The organism is Pseudomonas sp. R32, from assembly GCF_009866705.1.
Lineage (GTDB): Bacteria > Pseudomonadota > Gammaproteobacteria > Pseudomonadales > Pseudomonadaceae > Aquipseudomonas > Aquipseudomonas donghuensis.
Genome location: NZ_CP019396.1, coordinates 1,010,073 through 1,030,144, shown reverse-complemented (window position 1 = coordinate 1,030,144; position 20,072 = coordinate 1,010,073). Strand labels below are relative to the sequence as shown.

The 20,072-nt window shown below is 62.3% G+C and carries 17 protein-coding genes; 16 read left to right on the top strand and 1 reads right to left on the bottom strand.

The features are described 5' to 3' along the window. Nucleotides 1-39 precede the first annotated feature (39 nt). The 12 genes from PspR32_RS04690 (at nt 40) to PspR32_RS04635 (ending at nt 14,573) form a co-directional block, all read left to right on the top strand. Entirely contained in the window at nt 40-1,665 is a 1,626-nt protein-coding gene (locus PspR32_RS04690; RefSeq protein WP_010223418.1) for an ABC transporter substrate-binding protein, read from the top strand. 254 nt (nt 1,666-1,919) lie between these two features. Further along, a complete protein-coding gene (locus PspR32_RS04685; RefSeq protein WP_010223419.1) occupies nt 1,920-3,512 on the top strand; it encodes an ABC transporter substrate-binding protein in 1,593 nt (530 codons plus the stop codon). A 168-nt stretch (nt 3,513-3,680) separates the two neighbouring features. Further along, nucleotides 3,681-5,060 carry an OprD family porin gene (locus PspR32_RS04680; protein WP_010223420.1) on the top strand — a complete coding sequence of 460 codons (1,380 nt, stop codon included), beginning with the start codon at nt 3,681-3,683 and terminating at the stop codon, nt 5,058-5,060. 72 nt (nt 5,061-5,132) lie between these two features. Further along, complete coding sequence (locus PspR32_RS04675; RefSeq protein WP_010223421.1) at nt 5,133-6,728, top strand: ABC transporter substrate-binding protein; 1,596 nt, start codon at nt 5,133-5,135, stop codon at nt 6,726-6,728. Nucleotides 6,729-6,802: 74 nt separating this feature from the next. Next, a complete protein-coding gene (locus tag PspR32_RS04670) occupies nt 6,803-7,813 on the top strand; it encodes an ABC transporter permease subunit (protein WP_036993941.1) in 1,011 nt (336 codons plus the stop codon). Between the two features lie 10 nt (nt 7,814-7,823). Next, the gene (locus tag PspR32_RS04665; protein ID WP_036993939.1) at nt 7,824-8,753 is read left to right on the top strand and encodes an ABC transporter permease subunit; all 930 of its coding nucleotides are present in this window, start codon (nt 7,824-7,826) and stop codon (nt 8,751-8,753) included. 10 nt (nt 8,754-8,763) lie between these two features. Continuing rightward, nucleotides 8,764-9,732: an ABC transporter ATP-binding protein gene (locus tag PspR32_RS04660; protein WP_010223425.1), complete on the top strand. Its 969-nt coding sequence runs from the start codon at nt 8,764-8,766 to the stop codon at nt 9,730-9,732. Then, nucleotides 9,732-10,700, top strand: coding sequence for a peptide ABC transporter ATP-binding protein (locus PspR32_RS04655; RefSeq protein WP_010223426.1), 969 nt, complete (start codon nt 9,732-9,734; stop codon nt 10,698-10,700). The genes PspR32_RS04660 and PspR32_RS04655 overlap by 1 nt, the downstream gene beginning before the upstream one ends. 86 nt (nt 10,701-10,786) lie before the next feature. Continuing rightward, nucleotides 10,787-11,596, top strand: a complete 810-nt coding sequence (locus PspR32_RS04650; RefSeq protein WP_010223427.1) for an AraC family transcriptional regulator — start codon at nt 10,787-10,789, stop codon at nt 11,594-11,596. A 61-nt stretch (nt 11,597-11,657) separates the two neighbouring features. Continuing rightward, a complete protein-coding gene (locus PspR32_RS04645; protein WP_159388150.1) occupies nt 11,658-13,064 on the top strand; it encodes an NAD(P)/FAD-dependent oxidoreductase in 1,407 nt (468 codons plus the stop codon). Between the two features lie 32 nt (nt 13,065-13,096). Then, complete coding sequence (locus tag PspR32_RS04640) at nt 13,097-13,438, top strand: cupin domain-containing protein (protein WP_010223429.1); 342 nt, start codon at nt 13,097-13,099, stop codon at nt 13,436-13,438. Between the two features lie 55 nt (nt 13,439-13,493). Continuing rightward, complete coding sequence (locus PspR32_RS04635) at nt 13,494-14,573, top strand: polyamine ABC transporter substrate-binding protein (protein WP_010223430.1); 1,080 nt, start codon at nt 13,494-13,496, stop codon at nt 14,571-14,573. Between the two features lie 99 nt (nt 14,574-14,672). On the opposite strand, the gene PspR32_RS04630 is transcribed toward PspR32_RS04635, so the two are convergent. Further along, entirely contained in the window at nt 14,673-16,256 is a 1,584-nt protein-coding gene (locus PspR32_RS04630; protein WP_010223431.1) for a peptide chain release factor 3, read from the bottom strand. A gap of 334 nt (nt 16,257-16,590) precedes the next feature. On the opposite strand from PspR32_RS04630, the gene PspR32_RS04625 reads away from it, so the two are divergent. The 4 genes from PspR32_RS04625 to PspR32_RS04610 are packed head-to-tail and all read left to right on the top strand — an operon-like array spanning nt 16,591 to nt 20,027. Then, nucleotides 16,591-17,304, top strand: coding sequence for an ABC transporter permease (locus tag PspR32_RS04625; protein WP_010223432.1), 714 nt, complete (start codon nt 16,591-16,593; stop codon nt 17,302-17,304). A 14-nt stretch (nt 17,305-17,318) separates the two neighbouring features. Next, nucleotides 17,319-18,227, top strand: a complete 909-nt coding sequence (locus tag PspR32_RS04620; protein ID WP_010223433.1) for a glycine betaine ABC transporter substrate-binding protein — start codon at nt 17,319-17,321, stop codon at nt 18,225-18,227. A gap of 1 nt (nt 18,228) precedes the next feature. Then, nucleotides 18,229-18,876, top strand: coding sequence for an ABC transporter permease (locus tag PspR32_RS04615; RefSeq protein WP_100781962.1), 648 nt, complete (start codon nt 18,229-18,231; stop codon nt 18,874-18,876). Next, nucleotides 18,873-20,027: an osmoprotectant ABC transporter ATP-binding protein OsmV gene (locus PspR32_RS04610; RefSeq protein ID WP_010223435.1), complete on the top strand. Its 1,155-nt coding sequence runs from the start codon at nt 18,873-18,875 to the stop codon at nt 20,025-20,027. Before PspR32_RS04615 ends, PspR32_RS04610 begins: the two co-directional genes overlap by 4 nt. Nucleotides 20,028-20,072: the final 45 nt, after the last annotated feature.

Genomic DNA, 20,072 nt, shown 5'->3' with positions numbered 1-20,072 from the left:
AGGCCCCCTCAAATCAAAAATGACAACAATGAGGCCACCATGCTCAAACACGCGGTCATTCCGTTTCTGGTCGGCGCAGGCTTGCTTGCCGGCGCCCCCTCTGCCCTTGCGGCGACTAACCTGGTGTTTTGCTCCGAAGGCAGCCCTGCGGGCTTCGACCCTGGCCAATACACCACCGGAACCGACTTCGATGCCTCAGCCGAGACAGTCTTCAACCGTCTGAGCCAGTTCGAGCGTGGCGGCACTGCGGTCATCCCGGGCCTGGCAACTCGCTGGGACATTTCCGAGGATGGCCTGACCTATACCTTCCACCTGCGTGAAGGGGTCAAGTTCCATACCACCGATTTCTTCAAGCCGACCCGCGAATTCAACGCCGACGACGTGTTGTTCACCTTCAATCGGATGCTCGACAAGGACATGCCGTTCCGCAAGGCATACCCCACCGAGTTCCCGTACTTCACCGACATGGGCATGGACAAGAACATCGCCAAGGTCGAAAAGCTCGACGATCACACGGTCAAGTTCACCCTCAATGGCGTCGACGCCGCCTTCATCCAGAACCTGGCCATGAGCTTCGCCTCGATCCAGTCCGCCGAATACGCCGACCAGCTGCTCAAGCAGGGCAAGCCCGCCGACATCAACCAGAAACCGATCGGCACCGGCCCGTTCGTGTTCAGCAAGTACCAGAAAGACGCGCAGATTCGCTTCAAGGGCAACAAGGACTACTGGAAGCCTGACGATGTGAAGATCGACAACCTGATCTTCGCCATCACCACCGATGCCTCGGTGCGCATGCAGAAGCTCAAGAAGAACGAGTGCCAGGTCACCCTGTTCCCGCGCCCGGCCGATATCGAGCCGCTGAAGAACGACCCCAACCTGAAGATGCCTGACCAGGCCGGCTTCAACCTCGGCTACATCGCCTACAACGTGATGGACAAGATCAAGGGCAGCAACCAGCCCAACCCGATGGCCCAGCTCAAGGTCCGCGAAGCGCTGGACATGGCGGTGAACAAGCAGCAGATCATCGACTCGGTGTACCAGGGCGCCGGCCAGCTGGCGGTCAACGCCATGCCGCCGACCCAGTGGTCCTATGACACCACCATCAAGGACGCCAAGTACGATCCGGAAAAAGCCAGGCAACTGCTCAAGGAAGCCGGCATCAAGGAAGGCACCGAGATCAACCTCTGGGCCATGCCGGTGCAACGTCCGTACAACCCCAATGCCAAGCTGATGGCCGAGATGCTGCAGTCGGACTGGGCCAAGGTCGGCATCAAGGCCAAGATTGTCAGCTACGAGTGGGGTGAGTACATCAAGCGCTCCAAAGGCGGCGAAAACGGCGCCATGCTGATTGGCTGGAGCGGCGATAACGGTGACCCGGACAACTGGCTGGGCACCCTGTTCGGTTGTGATGCCCTGGAAGGCAACAACTTCTCCAAATGGTGCTACAAGCCGTACGACGACCTGGTCAAGCAAGCCAAGGCCACCTCCGACCAGGCCAAGCGCACCGAGTTGTACAAGCAAGCGCAACACATCCTCAAAGAACAGGTTCCGATGACACCCATCGCTCACTCGACGGTGTATCAACCTATGCGTTCAACCGTACAGGACTTCAAGATCAGCCCCTTTGGCTTGAACTCCTTCTATGGGGTCAGCGTGACCAAGTAGCAGCCAAACGGATCGGCCCCGCGACGCCACACGGCACCCGGGGCCGCAACCTGATGGCCTGGCAGGTCAACCGCTAGCGCATCGACAAGGAAACGTCGCCCGCTCTATCGGATACCTCCTACACACCTCTGCGCAATCGCACCTATCTGCAACGCCCTGATGGACCTACCGTCAAGGGTGCAGCGTAGTCGGCGCGATTCGTACAGCTGTGCGCCATGGACCACGTGAAAAACAACAAGAGAGAAGGGATTGTCATGCGCCACACTCCGATTTATGCGGCATTGCTGGGCCTTGGCCTGCTCGCCCAGGCCCCTACCAGCCTGGCCAACAACCTGGTGTTCTGCTCCGAAGGCAGCCCGGGCGGTTTTGACACGGCGCAGTACACCAGCGCCACCGACAACGACGCCGCCGAACCGATCTACAACCGCCTGGTGGAATTCGAACGCGGGGCGACGGCCGTGAAGCCAGCCCTGGCGAAAAGCTGGGAGGTTTCCGACGACGGCCTGACCTACACCTTCCACCTGCGCGAAGGGGTCAAGTTCCACAGCAACAAGGCTTTCACTCCCAGCCGCGACTTCAACGCCGACGACGTGCTGTTCACCTTCAACCGGATGCTCGACCGCAACCACCCGTTCCGCAAGGCCTACCCCACCGAGTTTCCCTACTTCGTCAGCATGAGCCTGGACAAGAACATCGCGCGGATCGAGACGACCGACCCGATGACCGTGGTCTTTACCCTCAACAGCGTCGATGCCGCTTTTGTGCAAAACCTGGCGATGAACTTTGCCTCTGTACTCTCGGCCGAATATGCCGAGCAGTTGATGACGTCGGGGCGCCCCAGCGACATCAACCAGAAGCCGATCGGCACCGGCCCGTTCGTGTTCCAGCGTTACCAGAAGGACTCGCAGATCCGCTACCGCGGCAACAAGGACTACTGGGACCCGAGCCAGGTGAAGATCGACCAGTTGATCTTCTCGATCAACACCGACCCGTCGGTGCGCATCCAGAAGCTGCGCAAGAATGAATGCCAGGTCACCCTGCACCCGCGCCCCGCCGATCTCAACGCCCTGAAGAGCGACCCGAAGCTGCAGGTCATCGAAAAGCCCGGATTCAACCTCGGCTACATCGCCTACAACGTGCGGCACAAACCCTTCGACCAGCTCGAGGTGCGCCAGGCCATGGACATGGCGATCAACAAATCGGCCATCGTCAAAGCGGTGTACCAGGAGGCTGGGCAGCTGGCGGTGGGCAGCATGCCGCCGACCCAGTGGTCCTACGACGACAGCATCAAGGATGCCGATTACAACCCGGACAAGGCCCGCGAGTTGCTCAAGGCTGCCGGGGTCAAGGAAGGCACCGAAATCACCCTGTGGGCCATGCCCGTGCAACGCCCGTACAACCCCAATGCCAAGCTGATGGCCGAAATGCTCCAGGCCGACTGGGGCAAGGTCGGTCTGAAAGTGAAGATCGTCAGCTACGAATGGGGCGAATACCTCAAGCGCACCAAGGACGGCGAACACGACATCTCGCTGATCGGCTGGACCGGCGACAACGGTGACCCGGACAACTGGCTGGGCACCCTGTACAGCTGCGACGCGATTGGCAGCAACAACTACTCCATGTGGTGCGACCCGCAGTACGACGCCCTGGTCAAGAAAGCCAAGACCATCACCGACCGCGAGCAACGCACCGTGCTCTACAAACAGGCGCAGCAGCGCCTCAAGCAACAGTTGCCCATCACCCCGATCGCCCACTCGACGGTCAACCAGCCGCTCAGTGCCAAGGTCGTGGATTTCAAGGTAAGTCCTTTCGGGCGCAACAACTTTTCAGGCGTCAGTACCGAATAAAAACCGACTTCTCCCTCGGGGGTGCGCATCGCCCTCGCAGGAGAGCTCAGCCTGAAGATGCTCGATTGCCCTACAGCAAACGTTTGCAACCCTTGTTCCATCCGGCAAGACGCCCAGCTCAAAAAGCCAGGCGATCACTAAAAAAAGAAAAGAAAAGGGAGCTTTACCTTGAAACGAACCAAAACCGCAGTACTGGCATTGTCCCTCAGTGGCCTGTCAGCCGTGGCCCAGGCCGAACCCGCCAGCCAGGACTTCGTCCCGGTCAGCGTCAAATCCACCAGCGCCCAGAGCGAAGCCAAGGGTTTCATCGAAGGGCAGAGCCTGTCCGGTTCGACCCGCAACTGGTACGCCCGCGAACGCGCCACCCGCGCGCCGATGTGGAAGTACTACAAGAGCGATGGTACCCGCCACGACACCCACAGCCGGGACAACTGGGTCCAGGGCACCATCCTCAACTACACCTCGGGCTTTACCGAAGGTACTGTTGGTTTCAGCACCGAAGTCGCCGCCTACAACGCCATTGCCCTGCAGCGCGGCCGTGCCGCAGTGGCCGGGCCGAACAACCGGACCCTGACCCACAGCGATGGCGACGTCATCGGCCAGTGGAGCAAGATGGGCCTGGCCAACGTCAAGGCGCGGGTTTCCAACACCACCCTGACCGCCGGCCGCCAGTCGATGGACACCCCGGTACTGGCGTTCATTGGCAACCGTGCGTTACCGTCGAGCTTCGAGGGTGTGAGCATCCACAGCGAAGAGTTCGACAACCTGTCCTTTGATTTCGGTACCTTCGACCGGCTCTCGACCCGGACCGAACAGGGCACCAGCAAGTTCGTTGCCGAGTATGGTGATCGCGCCTTTGAAGCCGATCACGTCAACATCGCCGGCGTCAGCTACCAGCCACTGAAGAGCCTGAAGACCAGCTTCTACGTGTCCAACGTCGAAGACCTGTGGAACCAGTACTACTTCGGCGCCAGCCATGAGCTGGGCGACAGCGCGGTGCTGAGCCTGACCACTGGCCTGAACTACTACAAGACCAAGGACGAAGGCAAAAGCAAGCTCGGCGACATTGATAACGACACCTACAGTCTGTCGTTCGGCCTGACCCACCAGGCTCACAACCTGACCTTCTCCTACCAGCAGGTCAACGGCAACGAATACTTCGACTACCTGCACGACACCAACGCGATCTTCCTGGCCAACTCCCTGCTCTCGGACTTCAACGGCCCGAACGAGAAGTCGATGCAGATTGCCTATGTATTGAACATGGCCCAATACGGCGTGCCGGGGCTCAAGTTCAACCTGTACAACGCCCGTGGCTGGGGCATCGACGGTACCCACTACAAGGGCACCGGTTACGACGTCCGCGGCCTGGACGACGAGAACCACTACGAGTGGGGCATCGGCACCACCTACGCGGTGCAGAGCGGCACCCTGAAGGACACCACCATCCGCGCGACCTATACCGCCCACCGGGCCAGCAAGGCCCAGGCCGACGGTAGCCTGGACGAGCTGCGGATTGTCACCACCATTCCTTTCAACTTCCTCTAGAACGCGGTTTCCCGGTCGGTTCGCCGAACCGGCCGGGACGACTACTCTGGTTAATCGATTGCAGGAGGTTTCATGAAACTGTTACCACTACAGGCTGCCCTGGCAGCCGTCCTGTTGAGTACTGCGGCGGGCCTCTCGGCCAAGCCGCTGGTGGTATGTACCGAGGCCAGCCCGGAAGGCTTCGATATCGTCCAGTACACCACTGCCGTGACCGCCGATGCCTCGGCCGAGGCCATCTTCAACCGCCTGGTCGACTTCAAGCCAGGCACCACCGATATCCAGCCAGCCCTGGCCGAACGCTGGGACATCAGCGCAGACGGCCTGACCTACACCTTCCACCTGCGCGAAGGGGTCAAGTTCCACACCACGGATTACTTCAAACCCACTCGCGATATGAATGCGGACGACGTGCTGTGGAGTTTCCGACGACAGCTGGACCCGAATCACCCGTGGCACAACAAGACCAGCATCGGTTTCCCTTATTTCGAGAGCATGGGTTTCAAGGACCTGCTCAAAAGCGTCGAGAAGACCGACGATCACACCGTGGTCTTCACCCTCAATCGCCCCGAAGCGCCTTTCCTGCGTGACCTGGCCATGGCCTTCACCTCGATCTACTCCGCCGAGTACGGCGACCAGTTGCTCAAGGCCGACAAGACCGCCGAGCTCAACAGCAAGCCGATCGGCACCGGCCCGTTCATCTTCCAGCGCTACAACAAAGACGCTCAGGTCCGCTACAAGGCCAACCCGGAATACTTTCGCGGCAAGCCACCAGCCGATGCCCTGATCTTCGCCATCGCCAACGACAACAACGTGCGCCTGCAAAAGCTCAGGGCCAACGAGTGCCAGGTGGCGCTGTATCCCAAGCCCGACGACATCCCCAGCATCAAGGCCGACCCCAAATTGAAAGTGGCCGAGATGGAAGCGCTGACCACCGGCTACATCTCGCTCAACACCGAACACAAGTACCTGAGCGATGTGCGCGTGCGCAAAGCCATCAACATCGCTTTCGACCGCCAGACCCACGTCGACCAATTGTTTGGCAAAGGCAACGCGCTGGTCGCGGTCAACCCTTACCCACCGACCCTGATTGGCTACAACACCGACAATCAGAACCCGCCCCGCGATCTCGACAAAGCCCGTGCCCTGCTCAAGGAAGCCGGCGTGCCGGAGGGCGCGGTGCTGACCCTGTTCACCCGCAACGGCGGCGGCCCGACCAACCCCAACCCGCGCCTGAGTGCCGAAATGCTCCAGGCGGACCTGGCCAAGATCGGCCTGAAAGTCGATATTCGGGTGATGGAATGGGCCGAAATGCTGCGCCGTGCCAAGAAGGGCGAAGCGGACATGGTCTCCGCAGGCTGGGCCGGTGACAACGGCGATCCGGACAACTTCCTCAGCCCGCTGCTTAGCTGCGACGCGGTGAAAAGTGGCGAGAACTATGCCCGCTGGTGCAATCAAACCTTCCAGCAGTTGATCACCAAGGCCCGTGAAGTCACCGACACCAATGAGCGCGCAGCGCTCTATGTAAAGGCTCTGGCGGTGTACGATGAAGATCAACCGTGGATCAGCATGGCGCATCCGAAGATGTTCACCGCCATGCGCGACAACGTTGAGGGGTACCACATCAACCCCCTCACCAATAACAACTTCGCCACTACCCAGGTGAAGTAGAACAAGAACGACCGCCGACACCCTACCCGGGTGTCGGCGGGCATGCCTGACCGGCTGATGAGGTACTCCAGAAGATGTTTAGTTTTATTGCCCGGCGCCTGGGATTGCTGATCCCGACCTTCTTCGGCATCACCTTGCTGACGTTTGCGCTCATACGGCTGATACCCGGCGATCCGGTTGAAGTCATGATGGGTGAACGGCGGGTCGACCCGGAAATGCACGCCCAGGCCATGGAGCGCCTGGGGCTGAACAAACCGCTTCCCGAACAGTACCTGGACTACGTCAGCAAGCTTGCCCAGGGTGACCTTGGCGAATCGCTGCGTACCCGTGAAAGTGTCTGGACCGAGTTCCTCGCCCTGTTCCCGGCGACCCTCGAGCTGGCCATGGCGGCGCTGTTTTTCGCCGGGGTGATCGGCCTGCTGGCCGGGGTGATCGCCGCGCTCAAGCGCGGTTCGCTGTTCGATCACGGGGTCATGGGGATCTCGCTGGCCGGCTACTCGATGCCGATCTTCTGGTGGGGCCTGATCCTGATCATGTTCTTCTCCGTAAGCCTGGGCTGGACCCCGGTTTCCGGGCGCATCGACCTGCTTTACGACATCGAGCCGAAAACCGGCTTCATGCTCATCGACACCTTGCTCAGCGACGAGGAAGGCGCCTTCAAGGACGCGCTGATGCACCTGATTCTGCCGGCCATTGTCCTGGGCACCATTCCGCTGGCAGTGATCGCCCGGATGACCCGCTCCTCCATGCTCGAAGTGCTGCGCGAAGACTACATCCGTACGGCCCGCGCCAAGGGCCTGTCACCGGCCCGCGTGGTGTTCGTGCACGGCCTGCGCAACGCGCTGATCCCGGTGCTGACGGTGTTCGGCCTGCAGGTCGGCACCCTGCTGGCCGGTGCGGTACTGACCGAAACCATCTTTTCCTGGCCGGGCATCGGCAAGTGGCTGATCGAAGCCATCGGCGCCCGTGATTACCCCGTGGTACAGAACGGCATCCTGTTGATTGCCTGCCTGGTGATCCTGGTCAACTTCGTCGTGGACATTCTCTACGGCCTGGCCAACCCACGCATCCGTCATCAGCGCTGAGGGCCTCGTCATGACTACCCCACTTCCGAAATCTGTCACCACCCCGGCCACCGCTGTCGACCAGAGCCTGCTCTACCCTTCGCCGTACAAGGAGTTCTGGCAAGCCTTCTCGCGCAACAAGGGTGCGGTCGCCGGGCTGATGTTCATGAGCCTGATCGTGTTCTGCGCGCTGTTCGCACCCTGGGTGGCGCCGCACAACCCCAGCGAGCAGTACCGTGACTTCCTGCTGACCCCGCCGGTGTGGCTCGAAGGCGGCAACTGGCAGTTCATCCTCGGCACCGACGAACTCGGTCGCGACCTGCTCTCGCGCTTGATCCAGGGCTCGCGCCTGTCGCTGCTGATCGGTCTGTCGTCGGTGGTGATCTCGCTGATCCCGGGGATCTTCCTCGGTCTGTTGGCCGGGTTCTTCCCGCGCATCCTCGGGCCGTCGATCATGCGCCTGATGGACGTGATGCTGGCCCTGCCCTCGCTGCTGCTGGCGGTCGCGATCGTCGCCATCCTCGGCCCTGGCCTGATCAACACCGTGATCGCCATCGCCATCGTCTCGTTGCCATCCTATGTGCGCCTGACCCGCGCGGCAGTCATGGGTGAACTGAACCGCGACTACGTCACCGCCGCACGCCTGGCCGGTGCCGGCCTGCCACGGCTGATGTTCGTCACCGTGCTGCCCAACTGCATGGCGCCGCTGATCGTCCAGGCCACCCTGAGCTTCTCTTCGGCGATCCTCGACGCTGCCGCCCTGGGCTTCCTCGGCCTTGGTGTGCAGCCGCCAACCCCCGAGTGGGGCACCATGCTGGCCTCGGCCCGCGACTACATCGAACGCGCCTGGTGGGTCGTGAGCCTGCCTGGCCTGACCATTTTGCTCAGCGTGCTGGCAATCAACCTGATGGGTGACGGACTGCGCGATGCGCTGGACCCGAAACTCAAGAATGCCGCCTGAGGAGATCGCCATGTCACTTCTGCAAATCAAGAATCTGAATGTGCGCTTTGGCGACGCCAATGCGGTACCGGTGGTCGACGGCCTGGACCTGTCGGTCAATGAAGGTGAAGTCCTGGCCATCGTCGGCGAATCGGGCTCCGGCAAGTCGGTGACCATGATGGCGTTGATGGGTCTGATCGACGCCCCCGGGCGTATTACCGCCGACGCCCTGACCTTCGACGGCACCAACATGCTCAAGCTCAGCGGCCGGCAACGACGCAAGGTGGTCGGCAAGGATATGGCCATGGTCTTCCAGGACCCGATGACCGCTCTCAACCCCAGCTACACCGTGGGTTTCCAGATCGAGGAAGTCCTGCGCCAGCACCTCGGCCTGCGCGGCAAGGCTGCCCGCCAGCGTGCCCTGGAGCTGCTCAAAAAAGTTGAAATCCCTGGCGCCGAAAGCCGCCTGGACGCCTACCCGCACCAGCTTTCCGGCGGCATGAGCCAGCGGGTGGCGATCGCCATGGCGATTGCCGGCGAGCCCAAGCTGCTGATCGCCGACGAACCGACCACCGCCCTCGATGTGACCATCCAGGCGCAGATCATGGAACTGCTGCTCAACCTGCAAAAAGAGCAGAACATGGCCCTGATCCTGATCACCCATGACCTTGCCGTAGTGGCCGAAACAGCCAAACGGGTGTGCGTGATGTACGCAGGCCAGGCCGTGGAAGTGGGTCAGGTGCCCGAACTGTTCGACGTACCGGCGCACCCCTACAGTGAAGCGTTGCTAGCGGCGATCCCCGAGCACAGCCAAGGCGCCGAGCGCCTGGCGACCCTGCCGGGCATCGTCCCCGGGCGCTACGATCGCCCCGAAGGCTGCCTGCTGTCGCCGCGCTGCCCGTACGCGCAGGACAACTGCCGCCGGCAACGGCCAACCCTCGACCCCCAGGCCCATAGCCAGGTGCGTTGTTTCTACCCGCTGAACCAGGAGGTGGCGTAATGACCGTCGTCCTTACCGCCCGTGAACTGACCCGTCACTACGAAGTTTCCCGTGGCCTGTTCAAGGGCCATGCCCTGGTACGCGCACTCAACGGTGTGTCCTTTGAACTGGAAGCCGGCAAGACCCTGGCGGTGGTTGGCGAGTCCGGCTGTGGCAAGTCGACCCTGGCCCGGGCCCTGACCCTGATCGAAGAGCCGTCTTCCGGTTCGCTGAAGATCGCCGGCCAGGAAGTCGCCGGGGCCAACAAGGCCGAGCGCAAGCAACTGCGCAAGGACGTGCAGATGGTCTTCCAGAGCCCTTACGCCTCGCTCAACCCGCGGCAGAAGATCGGCGACCAGTTGGGCGAACCGCTGCTGATCAACACCAACCTGAGCAAGGCCGAACGCCGCGAGAAGGTGCAGGCGATGATGCAACAGGTCGGCCTGCGCCCCGAGCACTATCAGCGCTACCCGCACATGTTCTCCGGTGGCCAGCGCCAACGTATTGCCCTGGCCCGGGCGATGATGCTGCAACCGAAAGTGCTGGTGGCCGATGAACCGACTTCGGCCCTCGACGTGTCGATCCAGGCCCAGGTGCTGAACCTGTTCATGGACCTGCAGAAGGAGTTCAACACCGCCTACGTGTTCATTTCCCACAACCTGGCGGTGGTGCGCCATGTGGCGGATCAGGTGCTGGTGATGTACCTGGGCCGGCCAGCGGAAATGGGCCCCAAGGAGGATATCTACAGCAAGCCGCTGCACCCTTACACCCAGGCGCTGCTGTCGGCGACACCGACCATTCATCCGGACCCGCTCAAGCCGAAAATCAAGATCGCCGGCGAGCTGCCCAACCCACTGAATCCGCCACCTGGCTGTGCCTTCCACAAGCGCTGCCCGTATGCCACTGAGCGTTGCGCGGTGGAGGAACCGGCGTTCCGCCAGGTAGGGACGCGACAAGTGGCGTGCCACTACGCCGAGCAGTTCCTGTAACCGCATCGCGGGTCAAGCCCGCTCCCACAGTGCACTGTGTGGGAGCGGGCTTGACCCGCGATTGGCCCCTCCATCACTATCCAGCAATGACCCCAACCCCTATCCCCGACGGCCCGGAACAAACCCCGGAAACCGCCGCCACCGTCCTGCGCTACCACCTGTGCTGGAAGCATCGCGACCTCGACGGGGTCATGGCCTTGTATCACCCCGATATCCACTACAACGACTTCTTCCAGAACCGCGTCTTGCACCTCGACCAGCTGCGCGAATACGTGCGCGTGAGCATGCCCCGCGAAGCCGATGAAGACATCGTCCACAGTGACCGCATCCGCGTCGACGGCTGCACCGCCTTCATTCAGTATCAGGTCACCCTGCGCGGAGGCGAAGGCCTGGTGGCGTTCCAGTCCAGCGAAGCGATCACCGTGCGCGACGGTTTGATCTGGCGGGTCAACGAGTACGCCTCGTTGGTCCGTGCCCCCAGCCAGGCCCCCGGCCACAACGACCTGCGCCCGGCAGTCAGCCGCTTGGGCCTGTCGCCGCGCCAGCTGAGCTTCATGGCCCAGGACCTGGAACAGTACTTCCGGCACCAGCAACCCTACCTCGACCCGGAGCTGGACCTACAGTGCGTCGCCCGCGAAAGTGGCTACAGCCGTAACCAGATCTCCTACCTGCTCAACCAGGTGCTCGGCCAGAGCTTCTACCGCTACGTCAACCAGGCCCGCCTGCAACACCTGCTGACCAGCCTGGAGGCCAGCACCACAGTCGCGCGTGTCGACGAGCTGGCCTTTGCCGCCGGTTTCAACTCGCTGTCGGCGTTCTACAAGTGTTTTCGTCAGCACACCGGCCTGTCGCCCAAGGCCTACGTGAAGCAGAATTCTCTGCGTGCACGCACGTAAGACACAGCGCCCCGCAAGCTTCTAGGATCGCCACAGACCGTTACCGATGTGGAGCCGAACAATGCTGGCATGGCGCAGTATCAGCCTGTGGATGGACCAACTCGATGAGCCGTTGGCCTCACGCCCGGCGCTGCAACAAGACCTGGACGTCGACGTCTGCATCATCGGCGCTGGCTACACCGGGCTGTGGACCGCCTACTACCTCAAACGCCTGGCGCCGCAACTGAACATCGCCATCGTCGAAGCGCAGATCGCAGGCTTCGGTGCTTCCGGGCGCAATGGCGGCTGGCTGATGGGTAACCTGCTCGGCGAAGACCGCCTGCTCGCCGGCTGCACGCCCGAACAGCGACGCGCCAGCTATGACCTGCTGCACGGCATCCCCGATGAAGTTGCCCAAGTGCTCGAGCGCGAAGGCATCGACTGCGACTACCGCAAAGGTGGCGTGCTGTATTGCGCAGCACGCTACCCCGAGCAGGAAACCAGCCTGCGCACCTACCTGAACAAATGCTACAAACAGGGCCTGAGCGAAGCCGACTACCGCTGGCTGAGCCCCGATGAGCTGGCGCTCCAGCTGCGTATCAGCCGCCCCTATGGCGCAATCTTCAACCCCAATGTCGCCACCATCCAGCCGGCCAAACTGGTACGCGGCCTGGCCCGTACGGTGGAGGCCATGGGCGTGAAACTCTTTGAGAGCAGCCCCGTCACCCAGTGGCGCGCCGGCGAGGTGCGTACGTTGCAGGCACGGGTCAAATGCCAGTGGCTGGTGCCGGCGGTCGAGGGCTACTCGGTCAATCTGCCGCCACTGGGCCGCTATCAAATGCCGGTACAGAGCCTGCTGGTGGCCACCGAACCGCTGCCCGAACAGACCTGGGAGCAGATCGGCCTCAACCGCGGCCAAGCCTTCAGCGAGAACAGCCGTCAGGTCACCTACGGTCAGCGCACCCTCGACAACCGCCTGGTGTTTGGCGCCCGTGGCGGCTACCGCTTCGCCGGGCGCCTGCGTGACAACTTCGACCTCACCGACAGTGAAATCGAACTGCGCCGCTACCTGTTCGGCGAACTGTTCCCGCAGCTCAAGAACGTCGCCATCGCCCATGCCTGGGGCGGCAACCTGGGCATGGCCCGGCGCTTCCAGCCGCACATGTTCTGCGACCGCAAACAGCGGATTGCCCTGGCGGGTGGCTACGGCGGCGAAGGCGTCGGCGCCAGCAACCTGGGCGGGCGAACCCTGGCCGACTTGATCCTGGAGCGGCGCAGCGTGCTTACCGAACAGCCCTGGGCCAACCACGACCGGACCCTGCACAGCCTGCCCGGCTGGGAGCCTGAACCCTGCCGCTGGCTGGGTTACAACGCAATCATCAAGAGTTTCGTCCATGAGGACCAGACCCTCGCCGCCCCCTCCAGCGCCCCCTGGCGCCGACGCCTGGCCAGCGGCGTGGCGGACTTCATGGAAGGCTTCATGCGCTGACTTTTCGTTCCCCCTGCACAGGACTCACCGGTATGAGCATTACCCAGTTCAAGAACACCGACAGCGTCACCCTCGACGACTCCAACCCGGTGGCCGTACCGCTCGGCGAGCCGGTCTCGATCGCCTCGGTAACCTGCGTCGAGCGCAGCGATGGCGTCGAAACCGGCATCTGGGAATGCACCCCGGGGCGCTGGCGCCGGCAGATCGTCCAGCAGGAGTTCTGCCATTTCATCAAGGGCCGCTGCACCTTCACCCCTGACGGTGGCGAACCGCTGAGCATCGAAGCCGGCGACGCCATCCTGCTACCGGCCAACAGCACCGGCACCTGGGATATCCAGGAGACCGTGCGCAAGACCTACGTGCTGATTTTCTGATCATTTGATCGCCTGCCTCCTTCGATAAAAAACAGACCAAGCAAGGAATCCAGACATGCGCCCATTGCTCTTCGCACCACTATTGCTGGCCGCCTCCATCGCCCAGGCGGCCGATACGGTGAAAATCTACAACTGGTCCAGCTACATCGCCCCCGACACCCTCAAGCACTTCCAGCAGGCCAGCGGCATCGTGCCGACCTACGACGTGTTCGACAGCAACGAGACCCTCGACGGCAAGCTGATGACCGGCAACTCCGGCTACGACGTGGTGTTCCCCTCCAACCACTTCATGGCCCGGCAGATCCAGGGCAAGGCGCTCAAACAACTGGACAAGCGCCAGCTGCCCAACTGGAAAAACCTCAACCCGGTGCTGCTCAAGGCCCTGGAGGTCAACGACCCGGGCAACCAGTACGGCTTCCCGTACCTGTGGGGCAGTACCGGGATCGGCTACAACATCGACAAGGTCAAGGCGGTGCTGGGCGACAACGCCCCGGTGGATTCCTGGGACCTGATCTTCAAGCCCGAGTACATCAGCAAGCTGAAAAGCTGCGGCGTGGCGGTGCTCGACAATGGCCCGGAACTACTGCCGATCGCCCTCAACTACCTGGGCCTGGCGCACCACAGCCAAGACCCGAAAGACTACGACAAGGCCAAGCAACTGCTGATGACCGTGCGCCCGTACATCAGCTACTTCCACTCCTCCAAGTACACCGGCGACCTGGCCAACGGCGATATCTGCGTGGTGGTGGGCTTCTCCGGCGATGTGCTGCAGGCCAAGAACCGGGCAGAAGAGGCGAAAAATGGCGTGAAGGTCGGCTATTCGATTCCCAAGGAAGGCGCTCCGATGTGGTTCGACATGGTCGCCATGCCGGCCGACGCACCAGACGAGAAAGCCGGCTACGCCTATATGAACTACCTGCTGCAGCCTGAAGTGATGGCCAACATCAGCAACCATGTGCAGTACGCCAACGGTAACCTCACGGCCGACACCCTGGTCGACCCGGCGCTAAAAGCCAACGGCATGATCTACCCCAGCGACCAGATGCTCGGCAAGCTCTATGCCCTGGAAGCGATGCCGGCCAAGATCGACCGCATCCGCACCCGGATCTGGACCAGCATCAAAGCGGGAAACTAAGCCTTCGGCCAGCTGCAAGCGCCAAGCTTCCAGCTGCAAAAAAAAAAGCAGACCGCGCACGGTCTGCTCTTTCTTGACGCTTGAAGCTTGAGGCTTAAGTTAGTGATGCTCGCGGGTCGCGCGGAACTTCACATCCGGCCAGCGCTCTTCCATCAGCGCCAGGTTGACCCGGGTCGGGGCCAGGTAGGTCAGGTGACCGCCACCGTCGATGGCCAGGTTTTCCACGGCCTTGTTCTTGAATTCCTCAAGCTTCTTCTTGTCGTCGCAGCTGATCCAGCGCGCCGACCAGACGGTGATGGGCTCGTAGGCACACTCGACCTTGTACTCTTCCTTCAGGCGGCTGGCGACCACATCGAACTGCAGCACACCGACGGCGCCGAGGATGATGTCGTTGCTGCGCTCCGGGAAGAACACCTGGGTCGCACCCTCTTCAGCCAGTTGCTGCAAGCCCTGGCGCAGTTGCTTGGACTTGAGCGGGTCTTTCAGGCGCACGCGGCGGAACAGTTCCGGAGCGAAGTGCGGAATACCGGTAAAGCCCAGGGCCTCGCCTTCGGTGAAAGTATCGCCGATCTGGATGGTGCCGTGGTTGTGCAGGCCGATGATGTCGCCGGCCCAGGCCTCTTCCAGTTGCTCACGCTCGGAGGAGAAGAAGGTCAGCGCATCGCCGATGCGCAGGTCCTTGCCGGTGCGCACGTGGCGCATTTTCATGCCTTTTTCGTAACGGCCCGAGCAGATACGCATGAAGGCGATACGGTCGCGGTGCTTGGGGTCCATGTTCGCCTGGATCTTGAACACGAAACCGCTGAACTTCTCTTCGGTCGGCTCGACGGCGCGCTCGTTGGCCTCGCGCGGCAGCGGGCGTGGCGCCCAGTCGACGACGGCATCGAGCACGTGGTCGACACCGAAGTTGCCCAGCGCGGTACCGAAGAACACCGGGGTCAGCTCGCCACGCATGAATTCGCCCTGGTCGAACTCGTGGCAGGCGCCCTGCACCAGCTCCAGCTGCTCAAGGAAGCGCTCGTACTCGTCACCCAGGTGGGCGCGGGCTTCATCGGAGTCGAGCTTCTCGATGATCTTCACCTCGGTGCGCTCGTGGCCGTGGCCCGGGGTGTAGACGATGATGTAGTCGCCCGCCAGGTGGTACACGCCCTTGAAATCGCGGTAGCAACCGATCGGCCAGGTGATGGGTGCGGCCTTGATCTTCAGGACCGCTTCGATTTCATCGAGCAGTTCGATCGGGTCGCGGATGTCACGGTCAAGTTTGTTGATGAAGCTGACGATCGGCGTGTCACGCAGGCGGCAGACGTCCATCAGGGCGATGGTCCGTGGCTCGACCCCTTTACCGCCGTCGAGCACCATCAGCGCCGAGTCGACGGCGGTGAGGGTACGGTAGGTATCTTCCGAGAAGTCTTCGTGGCCCGGGGTGTCGAGCAGGTTGATCATGTGCTCGCGATAGGGGAACTGCATCACCGAGGTGGTGATGGAGATACCACGCTGCTTCTCCATTTCCATCCAGTCGGAGGTGGCATGGCGGTCGGACTTTCGCGATTTCACCGTACCGGCGACGGCAATTGCCTTGCCCATCAGCAGGAGCTTTTCGGTGATGGTGGTCTTACCCGCATCGGGGTGGGAAATAATGGCGAAGGTGCGGCGTTTCGCGACTTCGGCGGCCTGGTTGGTCATGGGAAATCGCCTGGCAGGTGATTCAAAAAAAGGGCGCAGATTATAGCCCAAATTTGCCCCCGAACTGAACCGTTGGGTTAATCAGCGCTGGCCAAATGCCGCTTCAGATGGGAACCTTTAAGGCTGTGGAGGCGTCCACTCCCCTGATCCGCAATCGGTCATGACCGTTCGTCAGGGTTGGTTTCACCGGCACTACGAGCCTGACGAGGCTTCGCTTATGGCGTGTTCCGCTCCGTTTTCGGACAACGCGCTGCTTATCGCGATCACACTGCCTGCCGCCTGGAATGGTGGCTGCCACGGGAGTGTGTTCGCCGACAACAAAAGGAGTCCGCCTGTGGCTAAAAGCTATGGCAAGGGGCTGATGGGATGTGCCTTCGTGCTCGTCATCCTGGCCCTGCTGATCCACTGGATCGGCATCGATACGATCGCGCACTACCGCGCCGATCTGTGGTTCTACCTGCAAGCGCACCTGATGCTGGTGTTGCTGTCGATGGTGGCGGCGCTAGCCGTGGGCATACCCGCTGGGATTGCCTTGAGTCGACCACATCGGGTCGACCGCGCCGAACGCTTCATGCAGTTTTTCAACATTGGCAACACCATCCCCCCTTTGGCCGTTCTGGCCATCGCCCTGAGTTTCCTGGGCATTGGCGCCGGTCCCGCCGTCTTCGCGCTGTTCCTCGCCTCCCTCCTGCCCATCGTACGCAACACCTACGAGGGCCTGAAAAACGTTCCCGCCTCGCTCAAGGAAGCCGCCACCGGTATCGGCATGACCCCGCGCCAGACCCTTTGGCGGGTCGAGTTGCCCAACGCCGTGCCGATCATCGTCGGCGGTGTGCGGGTGGCCCTGGCGATCAACGTCGGTACCGCGCCGCTGTCGTTCCTGATTGGCGCCAATAGCCTGGGCAGCCTGATTTTCCCCGGCATTGCCCTGAACAATCAGCCGCAACTGCTGCTCGGCGCTGCCTGTACCGCCCTGCTCGCCCTGGTGCTCGACGCCCTGGTGGCGCAGTCCAGCCGCCGTTGGCTTGAACGCGGCCTGGCCCACTAAGCGAAGGAGCTCCCATGAAAAGAATCGCCTTGTTGCTGGGCGCGGCCCTGCTGTTCGCAGGATTTGCCCAGGCCGCGACCAAACCTGTGATCCGCCTCGGTGCACGGGTCTTCACTGAACAGACGGTGCTGGCTGAAATCACTGCCCAGTACCTCAACCAGAACGGCTTTGACGTGCGTATCACCGGCGGCCTGGGCAGCAACCTTGCCCGCAGCGCCCACGAAACCGGCCAGCTGGACATGGTCTGGGAATACACCGGTGTTTCGCTGGTGTCCTACAACCATATCGACGAACGCATGCCCAGCGCCGCCGCCACCTACGCCAGGGTCAAGGAACTGGATGCCAAGAAAGACCTGATCTGGCTGACGCCGTCGAAGTTCAGCAACACCTATGCCCTGGCCCTGCCGCGCAAGGTCGCTGAGCAATACCCGCAGGTCAACAGCATCAGCGAACTGAACCAGGTGCTGCGCGACGAGCAGGGCCGCATCCACGTGGTGGCCCTGGACACCGAGTTCGCCAACCGTCCCGATGGCCTGGTGGGCCTGAGCGAAACCTACGACCTGCAGCTGACCCGCCGCGACATCCGCCAGATGGACGCCGGCCTGGTCTACACCGCGCTACGCAACGGCCAGGTGTTCAGCGGCCTGGTGTACACCACCGACGGGCGCCTGAGCGCCTTTGACCTCAAGCTGCTGGAAGACGACAAGCACTACTTCCCCGATTACACCGCAGCCCCGGTGGTGCGCAAGGCCGTGCTCGACGCCCACCCGCAACTGGCCAGCCTGCTCAAGCCCCTGGCCGAACAGCTCGACGACGAAACCATGCGCCAGCTCAACGCCAAGGTCGATGTCGAACACCAGAGCCCGGGCAAAGTCGCCGCCGAGTACCTGCGCCAGCATCCTCCCGCACAGGAGCAGCCATAACATGCTCGATACCTTTACCCACCTGGACTGGGCCCAGGTCCTGCACCTGACCTGGCAACACATCACCCTGGTCGGCATCGCCGTCAGCCTGGCGATTGTCATCGGCGTGCCGCTGGGCATCCTCATGACCCGCTTCCCGGCTCTCGCCGGCCCGCTGCAAGCCGCCGCCACGGTGCTGCTGACCATCCCCTCGATCGCCCTGTTCGGCCTGCTGCTGCCGTTCTACTCCACGTTCGGCCAGGGCCTGGGGCCACTACCGGCGATTACGGCGGTGTTTCTGTATTCGCTGTTGCCGATCCTGCGCAACACCTACCTGGCCCTGACCAACGTCGAGCCGGGCATCCGGGAAGCCGCCCGCGGCATCGGCATGACCTTCGGCCAGCGCCTGCGCATGGTCGAGTTGCCCATCGCCGTGCCGGTGATCCTCGCCGGTGTACGTACCGCCGTGGTGATGAACATCGGCGTCATGACCATCGCCGCGACCATCGGCGCCGGTGGCCTGGGCGTACTCATCCTCACCTCCATCAGCCGCAGCGACATGTCGATGCTGCTGGTCGGTGCCGTGCTGGTGAGCCTTTTGGCCATCATCGCCGACCTGCTGCTGCAAATCCTGCAACGTGCCCTGACTCCAGAAGGACTGCGCAAATGATCGAACTCCAGAACCTCAGCAAGACCTTCCACGCCAACGGCAAGGACGTCAAAGCCGTCGACTCCGTGAGCCTGACCGTCAACGAAGGCGAGATCTGCGTGTTCCTCGGCCCGTCCGGTTGCGGCAAGAGCACCACGCTGAAGATGATCAACCGCCTGATTGCGCCGACCTCCGGCAAGGTGCTGATCAACGGCGAAGACACCACCGGCCTCGACGAGGTGACCCTGCGCCGGCGCATCGGCTATGTGATCCAGCAGATCGGCCTGTTCCCCAACATGACCATCGAGGAGAACATCACCGTGGTCCCGCGCCTGCTCGGCTGGGACAAGCAGAAATGCCACGAGCGCGCCCGCGAGCTGATGAGCATGATCAAGCTCGAACCCAAGCAGTACCTGCAGCGTTACCCCCGAGAGTTGTCCGGTGGCCAGCAACAGCGCATCGGCGTGATCCGCGCCCTGGCCGCCGAAGCACCGTTGCTGCTGATGGACGAGCCGTTCGGCGCGGTCGACCCGATCAACCGCGAGATGATCCAGAACGAGTTCTTCGAGATGCAGCGGGCGTTGAACAAGACCGTGATCATGGTCAGCCACGACATCGACGAGGCGATCAAGCTGGGTGACAAGATTGCGATTTTCCGCGCCGGCAAGCTGATCCAGATCGACCACCCGGACACCCTGCTGGCCCATCCTGCGGACGATTTTGTCAGCAACTTCGTTGGCCAGGACAGCACCCTCAAGCGCCTGCTGCTGGTGCGTGCCGAAGACGCCGCCGACAACGCGCCGGCGGTAAGCCCGCAAACGCCGGTGGCCGATGCATTGGAACTGATGGACGAACATGACCGTCGCTACCTGGTGGTCACCGACGGGCAGAACAAAGCCATGGGCTATGTGCGCCGTCGCGACCTGCATCGCCAGCAAGGCACCTGCGCCGACTTCCTGCGTACCTTCAACGCCACCGCCTCGCACGATGAGCACCTGCGCATCCTGCTGTCGCGGATGTACGAATTCAATCGCTCGTGGTTGCCGGTGCTGGATGCCGAGCAGGTGTTCCTCGGCGAGGTGACCCAGGAATCGATTGCCGCCTACCTGAGTTCGGGGCGTTCGCGTGGGGGCAAGACCTGCATTGTCTCGCCGGCACAAGCGCTGGCCTGACACTGAAAAGCATCGCTGGCAAGCCAGCTCCCACAGGGTCCGGTG

Bases quoted from the DNA above. Each gene is read 5' to 3' on its own strand.
- PspR32_RS04690 (WP_010223418.1), top strand. From the start codon at position 40: ATGCTCAAACACGCGGTCATTCCGTTTCTGGTCGGCGCAGGCTTGCTT.
- PspR32_RS04665 (WP_036993939.1), top strand. From the start codon at position 7,824: ATGACTACCCCACTTCCGAAATCTGTCACCACCCCGGCCACCGCTGTC.
- PspR32_RS04655 (WP_010223426.1), top strand. From the start codon at position 9,732: ATGACCGTCGTCCTTACCGCCCGTGAACTGACCCGTCACTACGAAGTT.
- PspR32_RS04645 (WP_159388150.1), top strand. From the start codon at position 11,658: ATGCTGGCATGGCGCAGTATCAGCCTGTGGATGGACCAACTCGATGAG.
- PspR32_RS04640 (WP_010223429.1), top strand. From the start codon at position 13,097: ATGAGCATTACCCAGTTCAAGAACACCGACAGCGTCACCCTCGACGAC.
- PspR32_RS04675 (WP_010223421.1), top strand. From the start codon at position 5,133: ATGAAACTGTTACCACTACAGGCTGCCCTGGCAGCCGTCCTGTTGAGT.
- PspR32_RS04670 (WP_036993941.1), top strand. From the start codon at position 6,803: ATGTTTAGTTTTATTGCCCGGCGCCTGGGATTGCTGATCCCGACCTTC.
- PspR32_RS04635 (WP_010223430.1), top strand. From the start codon at position 13,494: ATGCGCCCATTGCTCTTCGCACCACTATTGCTGGCCGCCTCCATCGCC.
- PspR32_RS04615 (WP_100781962.1), top strand. From the start codon at position 18,229: ATGCTCGATACCTTTACCCACCTGGACTGGGCCCAGGTCCTGCACCTG.
- PspR32_RS04685 (WP_010223419.1), top strand. From the start codon at position 1,920: ATGCGCCACACTCCGATTTATGCGGCATTGCTGGGCCTTGGCCTGCTC.
- PspR32_RS04650 (WP_010223427.1), top strand. From the start codon at position 10,787: ATGACCCCAACCCCTATCCCCGACGGCCCGGAACAAACCCCGGAAACC.
- PspR32_RS04610 (WP_010223435.1), top strand. From the start codon at position 18,873: ATGATCGAACTCCAGAACCTCAGCAAGACCTTCCACGCCAACGGCAAG.
- PspR32_RS04620 (WP_010223433.1), top strand. From the start codon at position 17,319: ATGAAAAGAATCGCCTTGTTGCTGGGCGCGGCCCTGCTGTTCGCAGGA.
- PspR32_RS04630 (WP_010223431.1), bottom strand. From the start codon at position 16,256: ATGACCAACCAGGCCGCCGAAGTCGCGAAACGCCGCACCTTCGCCATT.
- PspR32_RS04660 (WP_010223425.1), top strand. From the start codon at position 8,764: ATGTCACTTCTGCAAATCAAGAATCTGAATGTGCGCTTTGGCGACGCC.